At 43.0% G+C, this 22,119-nt stretch carries 23 protein-coding genes; 13 read left to right on the top strand and 10 right to left on the bottom strand.

Annotated elements, in window-relative coordinates; genetic code table 11:
- Positions 1–21 precede the first annotated feature (21 nt).
- Positions 22–2,820: a malto-oligosyltrehalose synthase gene (gene treY / locus CDC33_RS14860; RefSeq protein WP_109009110.1), complete on the top strand. Its 2,799-nt coding sequence runs from the start codon at positions 22–24 to the stop codon at positions 2,818–2,820.
- Between the two features lie 97 nt (positions 2,821–2,917).
- Complete coding sequence (locus CDC33_RS14865; RefSeq protein WP_109009111.1) at positions 2,918–4,435, top strand: trehalase family glycosidase; 1,518 nt, start codon at positions 2,918–2,920, stop codon at positions 4,433–4,435.
- Between the two features lie 88 nt (positions 4,436–4,523).
- Here CDC33_RS14865 and CDC33_RS38745 read toward each other — a convergent pair whose 3' ends face one another.
- Positions 4,524–4,697 carry a hypothetical protein gene (locus CDC33_RS38745; protein WP_181374015.1) on the bottom strand — a complete coding sequence of 58 codons (174 nt, stop codon included), beginning with the start codon at positions 4,695–4,697 and terminating at the stop codon, positions 4,524–4,526.
- Between the two features lie 184 nt (positions 4,698–4,881).
- On the opposite strand from CDC33_RS38745, the gene CDC33_RS14870 reads away from it, so the two are divergent.
- From CDC33_RS14870 to CDC33_RS14880, 3 genes are all read left to right on the top strand, one after another.
- Positions 4,882–5,418: a PM0630 family protein gene (locus tag CDC33_RS14870; protein WP_109009112.1), complete on the top strand. Its 537-nt coding sequence runs from the start codon at positions 4,882–4,884 to the stop codon at positions 5,416–5,418.
- A 111-nt stretch (positions 5,419–5,529) separates the two neighbouring features.
- Positions 5,530–5,844: a hypothetical protein gene (locus tag CDC33_RS14875; protein WP_181374016.1), complete on the top strand. Its 315-nt coding sequence runs from the start codon at positions 5,530–5,532 to the stop codon at positions 5,842–5,844.
- Entirely contained in the window at positions 5,834–6,202 is a 369-nt protein-coding gene (locus tag CDC33_RS14880) for a pentapeptide repeat-containing protein (RefSeq protein WP_109009113.1), read from the top strand. The genes CDC33_RS14875 and CDC33_RS14880 overlap by 11 nt, the downstream gene beginning before the upstream one ends.
- Positions 6,203–6,477: 275 nt before the next feature.
- Here CDC33_RS14880 and CDC33_RS14885 read toward each other — a convergent pair whose 3' ends face one another.
- The gene (locus CDC33_RS14885) at positions 6,478–7,470 is read right to left on the bottom strand and encodes a LysR substrate-binding domain-containing protein (protein ID WP_109009114.1); all 993 of its coding nucleotides are present in this window, start codon (positions 7,468–7,470) and stop codon (positions 6,478–6,480) included.
- Between the two features lie 261 nt (positions 7,471–7,731).
- Between CDC33_RS14885 and CDC33_RS14890 the strand changes: the two genes are divergently transcribed.
- The 3 genes from CDC33_RS14890 to CDC33_RS14900 all read left to right on the top strand — a co-directional run bounded on the left by CDC33_RS14890 (position 7,732) and on the right by CDC33_RS14900 (position 9,964).
- Positions 7,732–8,442, top strand: coding sequence for a cadmium resistance transporter (locus CDC33_RS14890; RefSeq protein ID WP_109009115.1), 711 nt, complete (start codon positions 7,732–7,734; stop codon positions 8,440–8,442).
- 79 nt (positions 8,443–8,521) lie between these two features.
- Positions 8,522–9,184, top strand: a complete 663-nt coding sequence (locus tag CDC33_RS14895) for a hypothetical protein (RefSeq protein WP_109012585.1) — start codon at positions 8,522–8,524, stop codon at positions 9,182–9,184.
- Between the two features lie 351 nt (positions 9,185–9,535).
- A complete protein-coding gene (locus CDC33_RS14900; protein WP_109012586.1) occupies positions 9,536–9,964 on the top strand; it encodes a YidH family protein in 429 nt (142 codons plus the stop codon).
- Between the two features lie 8 nt (positions 9,965–9,972).
- Here the strand turns inward: CDC33_RS14900 and CDC33_RS14905 are convergent, their stop codons facing one another.
- From CDC33_RS14905 to CDC33_RS14935, 7 genes are all read right to left on the bottom strand, one after another.
- On the bottom strand, positions 9,973–10,695 hold the full coding sequence (locus CDC33_RS14905) for a class I SAM-dependent methyltransferase (protein ID WP_109009116.1): 723 nt from the start codon (positions 10,693–10,695) through the stop codon (positions 9,973–9,975).
- A gap of 628 nt (positions 10,696–11,323) precedes the next feature.
- Positions 11,324–12,244: a 50S ribosomal protein L11 methyltransferase gene (prmA, locus tag CDC33_RS14910; protein WP_109009117.1), complete on the bottom strand. Its 921-nt coding sequence runs from the start codon at positions 12,242–12,244 to the stop codon at positions 11,324–11,326.
- Between the two features lie 145 nt (positions 12,245–12,389).
- On the bottom strand, positions 12,390–13,970 hold the full coding sequence (serA, locus tag CDC33_RS14915; RefSeq protein WP_109009118.1) for a phosphoglycerate dehydrogenase: 1,581 nt from the start codon (positions 13,968–13,970) through the stop codon (positions 12,390–12,392).
- Positions 13,971–14,702: 732 nt separating this feature from the next.
- On the bottom strand, positions 14,703–15,065 hold the full coding sequence (locus tag CDC33_RS14920; RefSeq protein ID WP_369694392.1) for a GGDEF domain-containing protein: 363 nt from the start codon (positions 15,063–15,065) through the stop codon (positions 14,703–14,705).
- A gap of 216 nt (positions 15,066–15,281) precedes the next feature.
- Positions 15,282–15,764 (bottom strand): histidine kinase N-terminal 7TM domain-containing protein, encoded by a 483-nt coding sequence (locus tag CDC33_RS14925; protein WP_244919236.1) that lies wholly within the window; start codon positions 15,762–15,764, stop codon positions 15,282–15,284.
- 138 nt (positions 15,765–15,902) lie between these two features.
- Positions 15,903–16,757: an HIT family protein gene (locus tag CDC33_RS14930; RefSeq protein ID WP_109009119.1), complete on the bottom strand. Its 855-nt coding sequence runs from the start codon at positions 16,755–16,757 to the stop codon at positions 15,903–15,905.
- 208 nt (positions 16,758–16,965) lie between these two features.
- Complete coding sequence (locus CDC33_RS14935; RefSeq protein WP_109012587.1) at positions 16,966–17,748, bottom strand: Uma2 family endonuclease; 783 nt, start codon at positions 17,746–17,748, stop codon at positions 16,966–16,968.
- Positions 17,749–17,896: 148 nt separating this feature from the next.
- Here CDC33_RS14935 and CDC33_RS38750 point away from each other — a divergent pair, with 148 nt between their 5' ends.
- Together CDC33_RS38750 and CDC33_RS14940 are read left to right on the top strand one after the other, a co-directional pair.
- Positions 17,897–18,043, top strand: a complete 147-nt coding sequence (locus tag CDC33_RS38750; RefSeq protein WP_219930033.1) for a hypothetical protein — start codon at positions 17,897–17,899, stop codon at positions 18,041–18,043.
- A gap of 20 nt (positions 18,044–18,063) precedes the next feature.
- A complete protein-coding gene (locus CDC33_RS14940; RefSeq protein WP_109009120.1) occupies positions 18,064–18,975 on the top strand; it encodes an SDR family NAD(P)-dependent oxidoreductase in 912 nt (303 codons plus the stop codon).
- A gap of 251 nt (positions 18,976–19,226) precedes the next feature.
- On the opposite strand, the gene CDC33_RS41945 is transcribed toward CDC33_RS14940, so the two are convergent.
- On the bottom strand, positions 19,227–19,541 hold the full coding sequence (locus CDC33_RS41945; RefSeq protein WP_439956604.1) for a hypothetical protein: 315 nt from the start codon (positions 19,539–19,541) through the stop codon (positions 19,227–19,229).
- Positions 19,542–19,552: 11 nt separating this feature from the next.
- Between CDC33_RS41945 and CDC33_RS14950 the strand changes: the two genes are divergently transcribed.
- From CDC33_RS14950 to CDC33_RS14960, 3 genes are all read left to right on the top strand, one after another.
- Positions 19,553–20,302: a glucose 1-dehydrogenase gene (locus tag CDC33_RS14950; RefSeq protein ID WP_109009121.1), complete on the top strand. Its 750-nt coding sequence runs from the start codon at positions 19,553–19,555 to the stop codon at positions 20,300–20,302.
- A 19-nt stretch (positions 20,303–20,321) separates the two neighbouring features.
- Positions 20,322–20,990 carry an MOSC domain-containing protein gene (locus CDC33_RS14955; protein WP_109009122.1) on the top strand — a complete coding sequence of 223 codons (669 nt, stop codon included), beginning with the start codon at positions 20,322–20,324 and terminating at the stop codon, positions 20,988–20,990.
- A 202-nt stretch (positions 20,991–21,192) separates the two neighbouring features.
- A complete protein-coding gene (locus tag CDC33_RS14960) occupies positions 21,193–22,062 on the top strand; it encodes an alpha/beta fold hydrolase (RefSeq protein WP_109009123.1) in 870 nt (289 codons plus the stop codon).
- The last annotated feature ends 57 nt before the right edge of the window (positions 22,063–22,119 follow it).

Here is a 22,119-nt window from a genome sequence, read left to right on the forward strand (position 1 = left end):
CATTCCCTACTCAAAAAAAATATGCGAATTCCTACCGCCACTTATCGAATTCAGTTTACACCTCAATTTGGCTTTGACAACGCCAAAGCGATCGCAGCTTATCTAGCAGATTTAGGTATTTCCGATTTATATGCTTCCCCCATTTTCAAAGCACGATCCGGGAGTACGCACGGCTACGATATAGTAGATGCCACTCAACTTAACCCAGAACTGGGAACTAATGAATCCTTTGATGCATTAGTTAGTGAAGTTCAATCCCTTGGTATGGGCTGGTTACAAGATATTGTGCCCAACCACATGGCCTATAGCAGCGAAAACGATTACTTGATGGATGTATTGGAACACGGCCCAGATTCCAGCTATACCGACTACTTCGATCTTTCTTGGAATGCTCCCTTTGGCGATCGCCAAGAGCGAATTCTCGCTCCTCTCTTAGGAGATTTCTATGGTACATCCCTAGAAAACGGACACATTCAACTGCAATACGAACAGAACGGTTTAACTGTCAACTATTACAGCTTAAAATTACCACTCCGGTTAGAATCTTACACAAAATTTATCACCTATAATCTGGGTAAACTCACGCGCACACTCGGACGCAATCATCCCGATTTTATTAAGCTATTGGGAATTCTCTACATTCTCAAAAATGTGCCCTCAGAAGTTGCAGGAAAACAACGACAAGACCAAATCGCATTTATTAAAGGATTGGTTTGGGAACTCTACACCACAAATGATGCGATCCGCGAGTTCATCGACGAAAATATCGAAACTTTTAATGGAGAACCCGGTAATTCCGAAAGCTTTAACCCCCTAGATGACTTACTGAAGGATCAATTTTACCGCCTCGCCTTTTGGAAAGTTGGCGCGGAAGAAATGAACTACCGCCGTTTCTTTACTGTTAATGAATTAATTTCCGTGAAAGTTGAAGAAGTGCGGGTTTTTAATAATACCCACAGCTTAATTCAAAAGCTAGTTGAAGAAGGCAAATTTACTGGTTTACGGATTGACCATATTGATGGACTTTATAACCCAATCCAGTATCTCGAAAGGCTGCGAGAAAAGATGGGAGATGTTTATATCACCGTCGAGAAGATTTTAGAACTTACCGAAGAATTGCCAAATAACTGGGGAATTGAAGGAACGTCTGGATATGATTTTCTCAACTATGTAAATGGCGTATTTTGTCAAGTTGAAAATGAATCATCTTTCGATAAAATTTACCAAAACTTTATTAGCTCAAGAGTAGATTATGCATCGGTAGTGAAGGATAAAAAACACCTAATTTTAGAAAAGAATTTAGCAGGTGATATTGACAATTTGGCACTTTTGTTAAAGAATGTATCCAGCAAATATCGCTATGGCAATGATTTTACACTGAATGGATTAAAAAGAGCGATCGCCGAAGTTTTGACACTCTTTCCAATTTATCGTACTTACATTACACCCGATGGAATTGGAGAAAGCGATCGCGCTACCATTCAGCAAGTAATCGATCAAGCCAAAGAACAAGTACCATTATTGCAGAACGAACTGAATTTTATTGAAAAGTTAATGCTGCTAGAGTTTGATAATTCTCTGACTCAAACAGAACGCGAACAGTGGATATATTTTGTCTTGCGGATGCAGCAATACAGTGGGCCGTTAATGGCAAAAGGCGTAGAAGACACCACATTGTATGTTTACAATCGGTTGCTGTCGCTGAATGAAGTCGGGGGAAATCCTGGTCATTTTGGCATTGACTTAGCCAAATTTCATGCATTTAACAAACAGCATCAAGAAACCTGGCCTCACACAATGAACACCACAGCCACCCACGACACCAAACGCGGCGAAGATGTGCGGGCCAGATTGAATATCCTCTCAGAAATACCTGATGAATGGGATCAGCAGGTAAATACCTGGAGTGCCATGAATCGAGGACATCGTAGCCATCGCCACGGATTCGCTATGCCCGATCGCAACGACGAGTATTTTCTCTATCAAACCTTGCTAGGGGCGTTTCCTTTTGCCGAACACGAACATGCATCCTTCGTGGAACGGGTAAAAGACTATATAATAAAAGCAATTCGAGAAGCGAAAGTGCATACAGCATGGTTGCGGCCAGATAGCGAGTATGAAGAAGCTTGTACCTCCTTCATTGAGAAAGTACTCGATCCTTCTCTCTCCGGGGAATTTCTAGAAGCCTTTCGTCCCTTTCAAGCGCGAATTGCAGAATATGGTATCTTCAATTCCCTTTCCCAAACTCTACTGAAGATTAGCGCCCCAGGCGTACCCGATTTATACCAAGGAACAGAACTTTGGGAACTAAGCCTAGTCGATCCAGATAACCGCCGCCCGGTAGATTTTGAACAGCGACGCACCTATTTAAGCGCCATCCGCGAACAGGTGAAAAACGACACTCTAGCTTTAATTCAAGAATTGCTGAGTGATAAAACCGACGGCAGAATCAAACTGTTTTTAACGGCTCAATTACTCCAAGCCAGAACAAACTATGTCTTATTATTCCAGGATGGCGACTATCTCCCCTTAGAAGTTCAGGGAACCTACGCTAATCACATAATCGCCTTTGCGCGACAAGAAGGCAATCAAACAGCGATCGCGATCGCCCCTCGCTTTTTAACCAACCTCATCCAGCCAGGAGAAAACCCCAACGGCTTGTCAGTATGGCAAGATACGCACCTATTATTACCCCCTGGAACTTCCTCCACCTGGAAAAACGTCCTTACTCAACAACCCTTACAAACCACACAAACCCTATCCATCGGTTCAGCCCTCGCCCATTTCCCAGTCGCCCTATTAATTAATAGTGCCGAGTAAAAACATAAATCCATCCCACCCAGAGAAAACCCCCTAAAACCTCTGCGTACCTCTGCGATTCCCTCCGCGTCCCTTTGCGTTAAAAAAATTCTAAATTATGCTCACTTCCCCAGCCCTTACCACCACGCAGATAGACACCGTGCGTCTCCATATCAAAAAAACCTGGAAAACCTTAACCCGATCGCACGAACACTTATTACAATCCGCCAAAGATACCAAACTAGACCACAAACCAGGTACTCCCTGGATCGTCTACATTTCTCCCTTAGAAGATTGTCCCAACATTCAGACAGTGTTAGAGCGATCGCTATCTCCCAAAGATATGCAAGGAATTGAAATTCGCACATTGCCCTCAGAAGTCGAAGCGATTAAACAGCATGGCTTACTATACTTACCAGGCCCTTATGTTGTACCAGGTGGTCGATTTAACGAAATGTATGGCTGGGACAGCTACTTTATATTACTAGGACTTTTGCACGATAAAGAATGGGAGCTAGCGCAAAACCAGGTAGACCAATTATTGTACCAGGTGAAGCATTACGGCACTATCCTCAATGCCAACCGGACTTATATGCTGTCGCGATCGCAACCCCCCGTTCTCAGCATGATGGTTTTGGCACTATTCCAGCACACCCAGGATGAAGAGTGGTTGAGATCAACCGTCCCGCTTTTAGAGCAATTTTATTATTACTGGGTAGTACCGCCCCATTTGAATCCCGGAACCGGCTTATCTAGATTTTATGCCTTTGGCGAAGGCCCCGCGCCAGAAGTTGTGTTCTCCGAGCGCGATGAAGAGGGAAAAAGCCATTACGATCGCGTCAAAGAATATTACCAAACCTTTGAGATTGAAGATTACGACGTTAATCTTTACTACGATCGCGAAGATGACAAACTGACCCACCTATTTTACAAGGCCGATCGCACCATGCGCGAGTCCGGTTTTGATATCACCAACCGATTTGGCCCCTTCAGTGCTGATATCCTCCATTACGCTCCTGTGTGTCTCAACAGTTTGCTATATCAGGTAGAACAAGACTTAGCACAAATTAACGCTATTTTAGGGAACGAACAACTAGAAAAACAATGGCGCGATCGCAGTGCATATCGGCGCGATCGGATCGATCAATTTCTCTGGAATGAAGAACGAGGACTCTATTGCGACTATCATTTCCAGAGTGGAAAAAATCGTTGCTACGAATTTGCTACCACATTCTATCCCCTGTGGTTGGGAATTTCTTCTCAAGCCCAAGCCCAGCGCGTCGTGGAAAATCTCTCTTTGTTTGAAGCCCCAGGCGGAATTCTTACCAGTACTCATATCACCGGAAACCAATGGGATGCTCCCTTCGGTTGGGCACCATTGACATACATTGCTGTCGAAGGACTTCACCGTTATGGGTTTCATACAGAAGGCGATCGCATTGCCAACAAATTCCTGACTATGGTAATTAAAGAATTTGAGCGTCACAACACCCTAGTTGAGAAATATGATGTTGAACGCTGTTCTGCCAACGTTTCTGACGAAATCTCCTTTGGATACAGTTCTAACGAAGTTGGTTTTGGCTGGACAAATGGAGTCATTCTAGAACTCTTAGCAGGCGGTGGAAAAAAAGTTTAAATAAAAAGGCGTGAGGTTTTTTCTCACGCCCTAATCTGACTCACTTTTTAAATGCTATGACTGATAAAAGAGAAAACAAAATTGATAATTAAGCTTTGAACTTGACTTGTTTCGATTTTTTATCATTATTGGCTTTAAACCAAGTAGCAATTCCAAAAGCTAAACCTACTCCAAACAAATTAGATAGTTCAGGAACTGATGTGCTGGAAGTTGGTACACCATTAACATAGCTATCACTCTTATCATTTGGAAGACTCCCCACATGGATACCTAGCTTCTAATTCGCGCATATACTGCCTGAGTATACCCCCAACAGCGATCGCTCTACTTTTATGCAGTTGACGGGTTAACTGCAATTTCGTTTTTGTCCAACCATAGATAGCCTTGGCCCGGAAAACATGTCAGATTACTTGAATAAGTACCAATCTGACAGGAAAACTATTCTAATGAGAATTTGGGCTACTACTGCTGTGCTAGTTTCTTCTTGGCTAATATTTGGCATCATAGGTTCTAAGCCAATCAAAGCTACTTCTGTTTTGGTAGAAAATGTTATCTCATCTCCTGTGCCAAGGAATACAAAACAGATTACTGTTAGTAACAGTGAGTTTGGGCTGAAGAGAGTTGACGCCAAAGGGAATGTTACCATTTTACGGACAACAAGAGTGCCACTTCAGGAAGGAAACGCCTACGGATGGCGGATTAAACTCAAAGACTACCAAGGTGAAGTGAAATGGCGCGAAGTCTTGCGTTTACCAAAACCTCCAGAAACTTGGGGTACAGATAACGGTGAAGACTTCTCAATATCAGCAGATGGCACTACATCTGTGACACGGCGCACACAGTCGGCTCCAGACGGAGTGATTGAAAATTTTTGGACGATCGCTCCTGGCGATCCGCTTGGTAAGCATAGAATAGAGGTTTATATTGATGACCGTTTGATCAGTACTTTCGAGTTTGAAATTATTCCAGTAAGGCAGATTTGAAAGCGATTGAACATTGGTCAATAATCAATAGTTTTGCTTCCCCTGCTCCCCTGAACCTTAAGCTGGAGAGTATCTTAGAGATAGAAGTTTGATTTTTGTTAGGTGGCGATCGTGAATACAGAGGAATTCCTGCGATTAATCGAAAAGCAGCGCTCATGTCCCCAGACGCTACCAAAAGCACTGCAAGCTATGTGGTATGACAAAAAAGGTGATTGGAGCAAAGCTCATGAAATACTTGGAAATGCCAGCGACGCCGATAGTGCCTGGGTTCATGCTTACCTGCACCGCAAAGAAGGCGATTTGAACAATGCCCGTTTCTGGTATCAGCGCAGTGGTCAGCCAGAGTTTTTAGGAGAATTAAGCCAGGAATGGGAACAAATAACTTCTGTATTGCTAAAGAAGGTGAACGCAACGCATGAATGCTGAGGAATTAAAACGGCGTTTTGCCGCAGGAGAAAGATATTTTCCAGCCGTCAATTTGAGTAGGAACAAGCTGATTGGAGCCTATTTGCCTGGAATCAATTTATGGGGTTGTGACTTGAGTGGAGCAAACCTAGCTAAAGCTAAACTCTGGGGAGCAGATTTGAGTAGAGCTAACTTAGCCAAAGCGAACTTGACCAGAGCTAATTTGAGCGGAGTCAAACTCAATGAAGCAAATCTCCGGGGAGCAAAACTCAACTATGCTAAGTTGTATGGAGCGAATTTGACTGGCGCTTACTACGATGACAGCACGCGGTTTTCTAGAGGTTTTGACCCTATTAGTCAAAATATGCAAAAGGTATGAAGGGGATTAGGGATTGGGTAATGGGAACTGGGAAAAAGTTTTTTAAAATTGGTGGTGGGTCAATACGGTTCGGATAAGGTTTTTTGATGACACGCCCTAGATCCAAAGACGCGATAAATCGCCGTCTTTACAATAATCAGTCCTTTGTAGAGACGGCGATTTATCGCGTCTCTTGCCTTAACCGAACCGTATTGGGTGGTGGGTAAGAGCAACCACCATAATTTTTCGATTTGGCATCCAATCCCTAGCGCCTAATCCGCAGTCCCCAGTCCCTTTTAAATAACTGATTTTGATACATGTTGATGTGAGCCATCTGACATAGACGATATCAACATTTCTTCAAAAACTTTGGAAAGAGCAGTTTGAAAACGCTGACGATGCTTGAGTTTGAAGAAAGGTCGAACTATTTCTGCGTAGGTGTAGCCTACCGTAGGTATCGCCCCTTTACCCTCTCTATTATCAATCACTCGAATTGCCCGCAGTGTTCCTAACTGTATTTCTTTTTTTACCATTAGCTCAGAAATTCCAATAGCACCGACACCATCTTCGATCGCTGCTTTTGTCATCTCTCCACTATTAAATACTAAAATTACATCCAATTCACTGACATTGATTCCCCAATTTTGTAGGGCTTCCTCAAACCTTTGCTGGGTTCCAGAACCTGGTTCTCGCATCACCCAAAGGGTTTGAGTCAATTGGCTTAAGTCAATTTCTCCCCACTCAAACCAAGGATGTTTTTGACCTACTACAATTTGTAAGCGATCGCTCCCGACTATTTCATACTCTAGAGTACTCTGAAGCGCTGGCTTCACATCTCCTTCTACCAAACCCAAATCAAACTGTCCTGTCGCCGTTCCCATACAAATCTCTTCTGTATTGGCAAGGCTACAGTTAATCTGGATACCGGGATACTGGCTTTTAAACTCACTAATCTTACTTGGTAGCCAGTAGTTACCAATTGTCAGACTTGACCCTAATTTCAACTCACCCCGTTGCAGATTGTTCAATTCTCGCAATCCCCTTTCAGTTAAGGAAACTTGATCGAGAATTTTCTGTGCTTCCACTTGCAATAATTTACCAGCCTCAGCAATCTCGATATGGCGACCAATCCGATGGAACAGTTTCACTCCGTATTCTTGCTCTAAGTTGTGGATTGCTGCACTGACGGCCGGTTGTGTAATGTAAAGCTCCTCTGCTGCGCGAGTAAAGTGTAAGTGCTGCGCCACAGCCAGAAAAATCTTTAACTGCTCAAACGTCATTCCTGCCATTTATGGTATCCCTACAACCTGGTGTAAAAACTTTAATCACTTTCATTTATCATTCTGACAAACAAAAGCATTTGATTCTATCGGTTAGTTTGACTAAAGTATAAATCAAAGCTTCGGCACTGACTCAAACGACCAAGTAGAGAGCAGGGAAAGCAGAGGAAGCACGGGGAGCAGGGGGAAATAACCAATGCCCAATGCCCCATGCCCCATGCCCAATGTCCAATGTCTAATTCCCAAGCATGAAAATAAGGACTTCCACAAATGAGCGATTTCGTAACTGCAATTACCACAGGGATTACCGCATTCACTGCCACCAACATCGATGATATTGTCATTCTGACGTTGCTTTTTTCACAAATAAATAAAACATTCCGCAGTCGTCACATCCTTGGTGGTCAGTATCTCGGTTTTGCTGCATTGATCGTTGCTAGCCTTCCCGGTTTCTTCGGTGGACTAATCATACCGCAAGACTGGATTAGACTACTTGGTTTAATGCCAATAATCATTGGTGTGAGTAGTTTACTAAAACGCGAAGAGGATTCACCAGAGGAATCTAAAGAAGAAACCGAACCGTCTTGTCCCTCTATACTTGCCAGTTTTATCTCTCCGCAAACATGCAATGTAGCTGCGATCGCCTTTGCCAATGGTAGTGATAATATCAGCGTCTACGTGCCCCTGTTTGCCAACTCAGAATTAGATAGTCTGCTGGTAATATTAAGTGTATTTTTTACAATGGTGGGCGTATGGTGTTATACCGCTTATAAGTTAACCTATTTGCCTGCGATCGCTAACTTTTTAACAGAGAATGGCAATACTTTTGTACCTTGTATATTGATTGGACTAGGTATATTTATTGTTACAGAGAATGTTACTTGGACTCTTTTATCTGTAGTTTCTAGTTATATATTTTCATTAATCTTAGGTTTTAATAATCAGCCGTCGAGTGAAGAACAAGAAAAACTAAGTATCTAAGAAGAGGTGCATCATGAATTTTCTGACTAAAATCAATTCTAAACTACAAAATATCTTACCTATCAACAGGAGTCAAAACATGAAAATTTGGAAATCTCTGCTCATTGTCTTGATGGTTTTGGTGAATCTAGCCTTTGCTCAACCTTCTTTTGCTGATAGACCAAAGTTTAGCAAAAACCCTGACTATATCGAAGTAACTAAAGCTCTGAAAGAACTCTCTCAGACAAAAGATGTCCAAACTCAAGTTGAAGGTCTTACACCAGAAGAAATTCAAAAGAGAACGGAAGAATTAACACTGCAAAAATATGCTTTAGAGACAGGAATCAACTGGGGTCAATGCGAAAACCAAACAGGTAATACCATAGCTGTATATGGCAAAAGACCAAATGATGATGATGATGATGATGCCTTATACGACAATAATCTATATTTTTTAGCTAATGGTCAATCCACTAAAAATAACTGGGATTGTGATGGCATCTATCTAGCGAATGATGTCAAAGTAGCAAATTTCACTTCTAGTCCTAATGGGCAAGGTCAAGAGTTGACAGGCCCAGCTGCTCTAAAAATACTTGATGGAACTCAGTTGGTAATTAAAACAAATCCAGATACTGGTGCGATTGACTTAAATGTTCCGACTGTGAAAGTTCTTAACAGCAAAACGGCTAATTGGTTTATCCCAGATATATCGCAGGCTATCATAAATACACGAGTTCCGAATGCGCCTAGCAATCAATCTTGAATAAAACTGCATAATCTATCTATTTTTGAATGATTATTCATTAAATAGGGTAACAGCCAATATCAGAGGAGAAGCAAGACAAACAATAATGCAAAACCTCTCTGATATTGGCTGTTTTATTAATTACACCTTATTACTTATACTTGCTCTGTACCATCAATTACGAATTATTAGCTCAGGCTTGTTTTATTTAGATATCTGCATTAAAATAAATTGAGAAAAATGAATAATCATAACAGATATATTTCATTAGCGCAAATATTGCGCTGGGTGCAAGTCATCTGGAAAGAGATTTACTATTACCTTTACATTTTTTTGATAAGAGCCGCTTTGGGGATAAGGGTATTATTGATGCAGTTAAAATCAAAATCTACAGAAGAAGATAAAGATAAAAAAAAGCCAGGACGATTGAATCCATCCCGAATTCGAGATCACTTGGCAAATGAGCGTACTTATCTCGCTTGGATGCGGACAGGGATCGCTCTTTTAGGTTTTGGTGTCGTCATAGTGCGTTTACGTGCTTTCCAAGTACCTTTAATACCCCGTCCTGGCAACGGCTGGAAGTTAGGTTTAGTCTTCTCGCTAGTGGGTTTGATTACCGTGTGGCTATCAACGGCACACTATTTCGCAGTCCGCCGTGATATCGAAGAAGATACTTATGAACCGACAGACCGTTGGGTGTTGCTGTTCAGTCTTGCTATCATGATTCTCGGCGCTGGAGTAATTTATTTTGTTTTTACAACTTCTTTAGATCCATCAAGTCCACTTATCCCTGAGTAATAGTATTTTTAAAACCGCACTTTGTATAACTCGAATAGTTCCCCTGATTTGTGCGTTACGACTTTAGCACCAGCCGCTTTTATAGTTTTTTCCCATTTAGCCAAAGGCTCTAAAAACACCTCAGCCCCCAAATAGGTTTCCAAAACTGCCCAATCTTCTGCTAAAGGCTGTTCTGGATTGAGAACGTCAAACACAAAATGTCCACCTGGTTTTAATACGCGCTTGACTTCTGCTAGTACAGCATTCCAGTATTCGATGGGAAAATAGCAGCTAAATCCTGTGGCGATCGCTAGATCAAACTGCTCTGGTGAATAGTTTAACTGATGAGCTGCTCCCAACTCAACACCTTTGAACAGCTTAGAATTCAACTGTGACCCACGAGAATTAAGTGTATCCCGTGCCACATTACTGATTTCTTGCCCATGAAAAAATGCTTGCCAATCCCGCCAAGGATAGATTAAAAAGCTAATACCACAGCCAATATCTAAACAGTGCTGGTTCTTTTTAGGTTCAGCAACTTCCCAGAAAGGGGAAGCAATTCTCCCTGAGAAACTACCTCCAATCCACTCCCGGAATATCGGCATTGCCTGTACTTCTGCTGGGAGTTCAAAGGTTTCACGTTGATACTCCCGGTTAAAACGATAGGCTACTTGCACTAATTTTTCTTGCCAGTCGCTGGAGTGATGGGCAGCAAAAAGATTTTGTAACTGTGAATCGGGCTTTTTAGACATTAGGTTTTTATTACTTTTTAACTACTTTAATCCAGTTCTAGTGTAGACAAAGTGCAAGCAGTAAGTTCTATGTTCTCATTGCCATAGCACCGCTACGGACGGTATTAAATGTAAAGCGGTTCGTTCTTTATTTCTTGTACTATCGACGCATCTTCATACAGAATTGATATTTCCTATTCCCACTGCTGATGCTTCAGTCTTGAGAGCGAAAATTACGATTTGATGTGAAACATAACGGAGCTTTAAGAAGATACAGTATAAGGAGACTGAGAAATTGCCTTGGGATGTTGTTTAAAATAAGCCTGGAGTATTGACGGGGAACCAGAAAACCGGGCGCTGCAAGTTTTGTTTATGGCGACTTCGCCGTTGAATGTCGAGCCTGTGGTAGATTTTGAGGGAGAGGAAGCACGGATTTTGGAGGCGACAAAGCGGCAACCTTTAGCGCTTGATACTCGTTCAGCAGTTTTTTAGACTTGTGGCTTAGTTGTCGGAGATTGCGATCGCCATAATAGTACACCACGGCGTAAATAGAGCAACCATTTAAAATACCTAAATAGCTTATTCCATAATACTTTTGACTTTTGACTTTTGAATGCGTGACTTCCGCCTTGCGGTACTACCTACTGAGTTAAGAACGCCGTGCATTCAAACAACACCATTCTTTTCGTTTCCACAGGGTAGCAACCACCCAACCATTTTGTTCTAAAGCATCAGCAACACCTTTAGATTGTTCTAGTAAAATACCACTGAAGATCGCCCAAGTTTCAGGTTTAGCGATCGCACTCATTTCTGGAATTAATTCAATAATTACATGAGCCAAAATATTGCAAACAATACCATCCACTGGATTTTCAAGCAATTTTGTCAAAACGTCTACACTTCCCAGTGCAGGTTGTAAACGTTCTGGACTAATGTCGTTGAGCGCACCATTACTAATAGTTGATTGCACCGCTAAAGGGTCATTATCTACTGCATAAACTTTCTCTGCTCCCAGTAGCAGCGCCCCAATAGAAAGGATACCAGAACCACAGCCAATATCCGCAATTACCAGATGTTCATGTTTGCCACTAGCACCCACAAACGACTGAGGAACTCCACTCAGCCGCATTTCTAGAGATTCCAAACATAGCTGAGTCGTGGCATGATTGCCTGTACCAAATGCTACACCAGGGTCAAGACGAATCACTAACCGTTCCGTTGTTTCTGGTAATGGTAGCCAAGCGGGGTTGATTAAGAAGCGATCGCCTATTTCCTGCGGATGCCAATATTGTTTCCAGCTAGTCGCCCAATCTTCCTCATCAATTAACTGCCATTGCAGCAAGGGAGATGAAACACCTACACAAAGAGCATCTTGACGCAGCCACAGCGATAGAGCTGCCAAATCTAGCAGCTGCGTTTGAATTGTCGATAAATAAGCCCTGACTAAAGATGAATTTCCTTTGTTTTCACTAGCTGTTCCCCGACAGCCAAAATCTTCCAGTCGCCAAAAGATCGAATCTTCTAGGTCTGGCTCACATAAAATCTGTAGTTCCCACCAGGTGTTTGCCATTTTTGAGTGCTGAGTGCTGAGTGCTGAGTGCTGAGTTTGAGGGAGTTAGAAGTGCTGAGTTAGGAGTTACGAGTTGTCTTTCTGGTTTTTTACTTTTCACTCCTAACTTTTCTTCACTCAGCACTCGTTACTCAGCACTCAGCACTTATAGTGTTACTGTATACGCGTCTCGAATACCAGGGACTTTTATAATCTCATTCAAAATGCCCTCTGGTAAAGGGTCATCTATACTCAGAGCCATTACGGCATCACCACGGACGATTTTACGACCTACTTGCATACTGGCAATATTTACATTAAAACTGCCGAGTAAAGAACCGAGTTTGCCGATAATCCCTGGCATATCGCGGTGCAGGGTAAACAGCATATATTTGCTCGGTGGAACGTTAATTGGGAAACCGTCAACATCAGTTAAATGGATTTCCCGCTCACCTAACAAAGCGCCTGTGACAGAGTGAGTACCTAATGTGCCGGTGGCTTCTAGATGAAGCGTTCCGGCATAGTCTCGAATGGAAGCATCGCGGGTTTCAATCACCCGAATTCCGCGCTCTTTGGCTTCTATGCTGGCATTTACGTAATTTACTCGTTCTCGCAAAGCTTGGTAAAGTAAACCTTTCAGGGCAGCTACTACCAAAGGCTGACTTTTGTTAGTTGCGAGTTCGCCTTGCAGTCGAATATTAAGTACTTCCACCCGTCCGCCAGCTAGCTGTCCTACTAGATTACCTAGAGTTTCTGCTAGTTGCATATAAGGTTTGAGTTCTTCCAACACATCCGGGCCGAGTCCGGGAATGTTGACAGCTGAACGCGCTGGTAGTCCTAAAAGTACATCCCGAATTTGTTCGGCAACATCAATAGCCACATTCACTTGAGCTTCTGCGGTAGAGGCTCCCAAGTGGGGGGTGAGGATAACTTCTTTGCCTAGCGATCGCAATTCCGATTCACCCAGTGGTTCTGACTCGAACACATCCAAGGCTGCACCCCCGATTTTACCCGCTTTCAGAGCTGCTGCTAAAGCTACTTCATCAATGATCCCACCACGAGCACAGTTGATAATCCGGGCTGTGGGTTTCATTTTTGCCAAAGTTGTGGCATTGATTAAGTGAGTGGTTTCTGGGGTTTTGGGGATGTGGAGGGTGATATAGTCTGCTTGCTGGAAGAGTAAATCTAACTCAACTAACTGACAGCCAAGTTGTTCGGCTCGGTCTGTAGAAATAAAAGGGTCATAAGCTAGGAGTTTCATCCCCATTGTTTTAGCTACAGCCGCAACATGAGAGCCAATTTTACCCAAACCGACAACGCCGAGAGTTTTTTTGTAGACTTCCGCACCGACAAAGCTATTGCGATCCCACGCCCCGCGTTTCACCGAAGCGTTAGCATCGGGGATGTGGCGAGACAAAGCCAAAATCATCGCTAGCGCATGTTCAGCGGCGGCAATTGTGTTTCCTTCTGGAGAATTGACTACTACAATTCCTCGGCGGGTGGCAGCCGGAACATCCACATTATCGACACCCACACCAGCACGACCGATGATTTTTAGCTGAGTGCCGGCTTCAATGATTTCTTGGGTGACACGCGTACTAGAGCGAATCATTAGTGCGTCATACTCACCAATAATTTCGATCAGTTCTGCTGGTTTTAGACCTAGTTTGACATCAACGGTAGCAACTTGCGAAAGAATGTCAATTCCAGCTTGGTCAATAGAATCTGAGACAAGAACCTTAGACATGATTACTTCATTTAAAGCTACAGGTTTTGCTGCACAAGACTTTTTAGTTTAGTCTTTATCTGTCACAATTCAGCAAAAATTATTCGTTTTAATATCAACTTAACTTTTACTTACGTTGCGTGCTAATGGTATCGAAGCGTGAGTTGCTCCTGGTGGGTACTGCCTCCTAAGTATTTGAATCTGAGTGGCTGTTTGTACCACCCTGTCGCTAAATATAAAGCATCAATAGCACTTACTACCTATATATTTATTAATAGTTAAGAGTTACCAAAATTTTATCATCTTAAGCAACTTACTTATTGAGGTAGAAATGCCTGCATTCTTGACTGGGCTACAACTTTAGCTTTGGTAACGCTCTGCACAACCACTAAAGGAGCAAGTAACTATTATATCTGTGGAATCTTGACTGTTTCTCAATACCACAAGTGGTATCCCTTAGTCAAAGCAAAACATTACATTATTAAGGTAATCGGATTGTGATATTTAGAATCTAGGCATCAAATAAATTTTCTTGCTCGTGATTCCGGCAGATTTAAGATAAGAAGCACAACGCGCTGAAGTTGCAGAACAAAGAGTGCAACAGTTGGCAGAACAATTAAGAGCGCTGGGAATAGATCCAGATAATCTGGCTTAACTAAAATATTTTGCAATATTTTCAACGAAACCTAAAAATTAGGTATTGTTAGATTTATGTATTTTTCCATAAATGATTGTTGAAATTTCTACATCTCATCAATTAGATTGCACACGCTTGATGCAATTGCGCCCATGTAACTTAGCAGCATATAGTGCTTGATCTACTAATTGCAATAACTCATCAGTGGTTTTTCCATGATCTGGAAACACGGCCACTCCACCCGAAACCGTCGTATGTATTTCTTTACCTCCAGATTCCAACCGCGCAGCTTGAAACGATAACCGGATTTGTTCGGCGTGGTGAAACGCTTTCTCCTGTGTCAGCCCAGGTAAAGCTAATACAAACTCCTCACCACCATATCGGCATACAATGTTTTGAGAATCACTATAGTTGCGAAGAAGGTTTGCAAATAGCTGGATTACGCGATCGCCAGCCTGATGACCGAATGTATCATTAATATTTTTAAAATAATCTTAGGATTACTATTTGATTTTTGAACGAAATTAAGTATTGTAGAGTGTGTTAGAACGGAGTTCGTAACGCACTATGAACACGAGTTTGATGCCGTACTCTCTGTGCTAACACATCCTACGTATATTTTCTCCAAATCAAACCGGATTCCTATATATCCATAATTATCAAGGCAACTCGCTCAGAATCCCGCCTTGCTCGTATTAGTTAAGTGTGTAAAAGTAAACGCAGGCCATGATCCAAAAAAATCCAAGATTATGTTGATAAATCACAAAATTAGTTCCTTTAGGATCTGGCAAAAAGCCAGACCAGACTAAACCATGCCATTCGTTTGTTGCTACCAAAATCACGTTGAAGGTAGGAATAACCCATAGCAACGCAGTATTTCGAGGCGTTAGCCAATGATTTTTGTTCGTGAAGTGCATTGCAAATATGAGGAAGAGTGTAATTACACTGCCTGAGCCTATATATTCCAGCTTTGACCAAAATATTTTTTCTCGGAGGATAATTGCTGCTGCTTCCATTGCTGCAACTGTAGCGTATCCTGCGATCGCTAGCATCATTGAAATAAAAGGTTTGCTAGCCAAAGAAGTTGAGCGACGCTGCCAAGCTGCAAACGCAACAGTAGTTGAGATGATTACAGTAATGCTCAGAATAACAAAGTAGAGGTTGTACTGAAAAAGCATGATAACAAAGCATTTAAGAGATGATCTCAACCTTATGAGATAAGTTTGAGTAAGTCATGAGGTTCCAGCAATTTTCATAATTACTTCAAAACGGTCAAGTTACAGCAGAATTCTGAATCCTGAATTATTACAGAAAAACTATTGCTTTTTAGGAATAACGTTTCTAATTCCATTTTTATTAGAGACAGTATCACCTTTGTAGCGAGGGATAATATGAATACTGGCGTGCATAATATTTTGACCTGCGGCTCGATTGATATTCATTCCTACATTAAAGCCATCAGGTTGAAATTCTGCTTTGAGAATTTCTTGTACTTTGTTTACCATAAACCAGCAAGCAAATTGCTCTTTAAATGGTAGTTCAAAATAATTGCTAACATGACGTTTAGGAATAACTAAAATATGTCCTTTACTTATAGGATAGCCATCAAATATCGCGTAAGCACTTGCTGATTCAGTTAATAAGTTTAGATTTTTACGAGGATTACAAAATATGCAATAATTAGATGAATTTCGCTGATGGTTATAATGAATATACTCATATACTTCCCGATGCTCATCTAAGAAAATTGAAGGAAAGGGAAGTTTGACGATACATTGGTATGTTGGTTTTTTATGGACATAATGCTCTCTAAAACCTTCTTTTTTGATATCCCTTCTTACAGCGTAATAAGCTTTGCCTCCTGGTTTTAACAAATGTGATATTTCCATAAGAACATTAGTTTGTCCTTCAGGGAATAAAACATTTAAAACATAAAAGCAAATTATTGTATCAAATTTATTCTGAGGATATTCTGGAAAATAATAAGGGTCATAACCTGTAATATCAAAACCTTTTTGGCGCAATATTTGAACATCATTACCAAAACCACAACCAAAATCTAGTATTTTGCCTTGTAAAAGATTTTGATTTAATAAAAGCTGTGCAGGAAATGATAGATAATTTCTTTCGATCGCAGTAAAATGGCTGAATTGATTTTTTTGCTGTTTCATAGAATTTTGGTGCAGATGTCCCAAAATTATTATTCCCAGCATCCCTTGAGTTTATGCGATGTCTACGATGGTCACTGAGCGGCTGGTGAGCAGAGTCGAACCACGCCGTACCACTTCCCTACGGGACGCTACGCGAACGTGGAAGCAAGCTACGCGCAGCGTCTGTCTGCGACACGCTCTTGCGTTCGTAGAGAAGTGCGGGCTACGCCTACGCATCAGGGTTAATACCTAGCTCACGTAACTTAGCTGCTAATATATCAGCACGTTGGCGTTCCTGTTCAGCACGTTGGCTTTCCTGTTCAGCGCGTTGGCGTTCCTTGTCAGCACGCTGGCGTTCTTGTTGGGCTTGTTCAGTGCTCCACAACAGCAAATTTCTTTCTATATCCCACCAGCGCAGCCAATTCATGGTTTGGCATAATCTTTCACCTTGCCAAATTCCGAGAAATAACTCTAACTCTGGAATCCAGTAACGTCCATTGGTGTCTGCTTGCTGCAAAGTATATTGTCCATTTTGCAAGCATCGTAGTTCTATGCTTGGTTCGTAAGGGTCGTAGGTTACGTAGGTTGGAACTTGGAGAATCTTTTCGTAATAATAGAGTTTACCGTAGGGTGGAGTTGAGCGGACTGATAGTTCTCCACCTTCTGTATCTGAGAGAAATTCCATCACTACAGCCACAGCAGCGCCTTCTAAATTCGGGGTATAACTGCGACGAACTACATTTGTTCCCACAGACTGCACTTGAGGAACGTAAAACCAGTCTGGGGCTTTGACAACGATTTTTTTGTTGACTGTGGCTACAAGTCCAAAATTAGAGCCAATCAGCATTTGAGGTTGGATGCGTCCTGTGCTTCCCAAAGCATCGGTAAGCGCAGCAGCGATCGCAGGTTGTTGAATATTTTCCACTGGATCGTCTGGTAAAATGAAGTCTGCTGGAAGTGCTTCCCAAGTAACAGTTGGTTCTTTTTGGATGGGGTTAACTTGTAGAACCATAAAATTATTCCTAATATCCATGCACAGTGTATAGTTATTTTTAACAAATCTTCAACTAGCATCGCTCTTAACCTAAAAACCCAGAAATCTGGAAAGATTTCTTTGACAGGTGTATATACTCGTAGTCAAGCACTTAGCAGGCGTGAGTATGATAGTTGAGTGGTTCACTCTCTGGATAGGTCAAAAAGCAGCTGATTTAATTAAAACAAGTTGCACTCGACAAACTCTTCTCGTTAAGCACAAAGTACAAAATCCAGCCAACTCAACTTATCTAGAAGTCAGCGATCGCTCCTAACATCTATAAAGGAACACGCAATGGCACGAATTACCACACCATTTGGACGGCACTCTACCGCCTCTGAAGTAGTACAGGGAATCGATCTCTCTGGCAAACGGGCGATCGTCACGGGAGCAGCATCGGGTATCGGTGTAGAAACGGCGCGGGCGTTGGCTCACGCTGGAGCCGAAGTTACGTTGGCTGTGCGTAACGTCGATGCTGGGGCAAAGACGGCGGCTGACATCACTGCTACCACTGGGAATCAAAATATTCACGTCGCCGAACTTGACCTGACCGACCGAGGAGCGATCGCTAAATTCATTGCCGCGTGGAATGAACCAATACATATCCTCGTCAACAACGCAGGGGTAATGGCATTGCCTGAACAGCACACACCCGAAGGCTGGGAGATGCAGTTTGCCACCAACCACCTCGGACACTTCGCTCTAACACTCGGACTCCACGATGCTCTGGCGGCGGACGGTGCTGCGCGCATCGTGTCTGTCAGTTCTAGCGCCCACATGTTCTCGCCGATTGTATTCGATGATATCCACTTCGCGTTCCGTCCCTACGATCCGTGGTTGGCATACGGGCAGTCCAAGACAGCGAACGTACTCTTCGCTGTCGCTGCTACTGGACGCTGGTTCAGAGATGGCATTACTGCCAATGCCTTGATGCCTGGGGCGATCGCCACCAATCTCCAACGCCACGTTGGTGGTATCCAGACCTCGGCAGAATTGCAAAAAACACCAAAGCAGGGTGCTGCCACTTCAATTCTGCTGGCAACCTCCCCCTTGCTGGAGGGCATTGGTGGTCGCTACTTCGAGGACTGTAACGAAGCTACGATCATTACCCAGAGAACTAAAGACTACAGTGGTGTTGCCCTTTACGCCCTCGACATGAACAACGCCGATCGCCTTTGGGAGGAATCGTTGCGTCTGCTCGCTTGATCTGATGTTTTTGAGGAGGAAAATCGCGATCGCGACAATAAAGCCATTTTCTCAAGCAGGAGTCATTGCACAAGTAAACAATGATTATTGATGTGCTTGTAAACAACGCAGGTTTATGCATTGCTGGGTGCTGTTGAGGAAGTGAGCGATGGGCAAATCCGCGACCAAGATGATTTTCATCAGTTCATAACACCCTTTATGCCGCTTGAAAACTGGTCTATTACTTAAAAGGAAAACTCAAAACTATGAATTTACAAACAACTCAAACCACCACTACTGCTGACGAGTCGGCAATCCGTGCTTTCCCTAAGTCTTTGGGCTTTTATTAGTGCCATTCGATACTGGGACGGGTCGAATTCTTGGGTGTTCACTGTTGTGTCATGCAGTGGGTGAAATGATTTCGGCGGTACAGATGGTAATGCAAGCTCAGATGCCCTATACCGTTTTGCGCGATCGCGTTTTAACTCATCCAACAATGACTCAAGGGTTAAATCTGCTATTCTCAAAGTTGTGATGCCACAGAACCGATAACACTTCAATGGTTCATACAAATCCAGAATCCCCATCAGATTAACCTATGAAAAAACTAGAGGGAAAAATCGCCCTTGTCACGGGTGGCAACAGTGGTATCGGTCTTGCCACAGCCAAAAAGTTTGTTGCTGAAGGTGCCTATGTCTACATCACGGGTCGTCGCCAAGTCGAACTGGATGCTGCGGTGGAAGCCATTGGTAAAAATGTTACGGCTGTACAGAGCGATGTTTCTAATCTGGCAGACCTCGATCGTCTGTTTGGCACCATTGAGCTTGAACTTGGACACCTTGATATCATCTTTGCAAATGCTGGCGTTGGACAAATTGCCCCACTTGGAGCAATCACTGAGGAACACTTTGACAAAACATTCAACGTAAACGTCAAAGGTTTGCTGTTCACCGTACAAAAGGCTCTGCCACTGTTACCAGAGGGCGCTTCTATTATCCTGAATGCTTCGATTACTTCTATAAAAGGTACGCCAGCTTTCAGTGTTTACAGCGCCACCAAAGCCGCCGTGAGATCATTTGCTCGGAATTGGATACTCGACCTCAGAGAACGGAAGATCCGAGTGAATGCCATTAGCCCTGGTGTAGTTCCGACTCCTGGTTACGATCATTTGGGACTGAATGACCAGCAGTTGCAAGAATTCGTGGATAACCAAGCTGTCACTATTCCATTAGGGCGAGTCGGCACACCTGATGAGATTGCCAAAGCGGTTGTTTTTCTGGCTTCAGATGACAGCAGCTTTGTGAACGGCATCGAGTTGTTTGTTGATGGTGGTATGGCACAGATTTGAAGTCCTAAAGAAGTTAAAAATGAAGCTTATTTCTGTTAATGTTGGCTTGCCGCGTGAAGTGACCTGGAAAGGAAAACCCGTCCGCACTGGAATTTTCAAAGAGTCGGTCAATTCAAGAGTGATGGTGCGTGAACTCAATTTAGATGGCGATCGCCAAGCGGATCTCACCGTTCATGGTGGAGTTGACAAAGCCGTATATGTTTATCCGTTTGAACATTATGAGTATTGGCAAAGTGAATTGCCTGACACAGAGTTAACACTGGGAATCTTTGGTGAAAATTTCACAGTTACAGGATTTAAAGAAGAGGAAATTAATATTGGCGATCGCTTTAAAATCGGCAGTGCGGAACTAATGGTGACTCAACCGCGCTTACCTTGCTACAAACTAGGGATTCGCTTTGGGCGATCGGATATGGTGAAACGATTTCTCGCCAGTCGTCGCACCGGATTTTACTTTCGGGTTTTGCAAGAGGGCGAAGTGGTCGCTGGAGACACTTTAGAGTTGATGAGTCGAGATACCAACAATATTAGTGTTGCTGATATCACTCAGCTTTATGTTCGTGAGCGAAGCAATCCAGAGTTACTGTATCGTGCTGCTGAGCTGGAAGCGTTACCCAAAAGCTGGCGAGACTACTTTCAGGAGCAGATCCGTCAACGCCCTTCGGGCGGGGAAAAGGGTAAAGGTTAAAGGGGAAAGGGAACCCCATAACTAAACTTAGGGGCTTGATACGAGGACATTGTATTTATCGTACTTACATCTTTTTTCCTTCTCCATGTTGAAAAACAGGGGCTTGCGCCCTTTCCCCCTCTTCCATCGTCAGGATGTGAGATAGATCGACTTGTCGTAAAACACCATCATGTCACTTTTATCACTTACAAGAAGTAATCCCATGACTACATATCGCACAGTTTCTATCGATGGTTTAGATATCTTTTACCGTGAAGCTGGTTCTCGTAATAATCCGACGATTCTGTTATTGCACGGCTTTCCAACTTCCTCTCACATGTTCCGCAATCTTATACCTGCCCTCGCTGATAAATTCCATCTCGTTGCTCCTGACTACCCTGGCTACGGCAACAGTTCGATGCCATCTGTAAATGAATTTGACTACACGTTTGATCGCTTGGCTGAGATTGTGGAGAAATTCATTGCTGCGATCGCTCTTAAAAAGTACAGCCTTTATGTAATGGATTATGGCGCACCGATTGGCTATCTGATTGCCGCTAAATATCCAGAGCGCGTGCAATCTCTGATTGTTCAAAATGGCAATGCTTACGAGGAAGGTCTGCGCGAATTTTGGGAACCAATTAAGGCATACTGGCAAGAGCGATCGCCTGAAAATGCCCAAAAGCTCAAATATCTTGTCACCCTGGAAGCGACGAAGTGGCAATATACCAACGGTGTTCGCAATCTAGAAGCGATCAGCCCCGATACCTGGACTATCGATCAACATTTCCTCGATCGCCCTGGTAACGGTGAGATTCAACTGGCACTGCTGTATAGCTATGGCACCAATCCACCGCTCTATCCCCAATGGCAAGAGTATTTCCGCCAGTATCAACCCCCTACCCTGATTGTTTGGGGCAAGAACGACTACATCTTTCCTGCTAACGGTGCTTATCCCTATCAGCGTGACTTGAAAGACGTTGAATTCCATCTACTTGATACCGGACATTTTGCTCTGGAAGAAGATGGGGATGCGATCGCAAACTATATCGATCAATTTCTAACATCACGACTGCAATCCGTTCTCACCTGAACGGTGGAAATGATGGATTATCCCAGCATCGCTCATGCTCAGGTATAAACACTTTAA

It is taken from the genome of Nostoc commune NIES-4072 (assembly GCF_003113895.1).
GTDB classification, from domain to species: Bacteria; Cyanobacteriota; Cyanobacteriia; order Cyanobacteriales; family Nostocaceae; genus Nostoc; species Nostoc commune.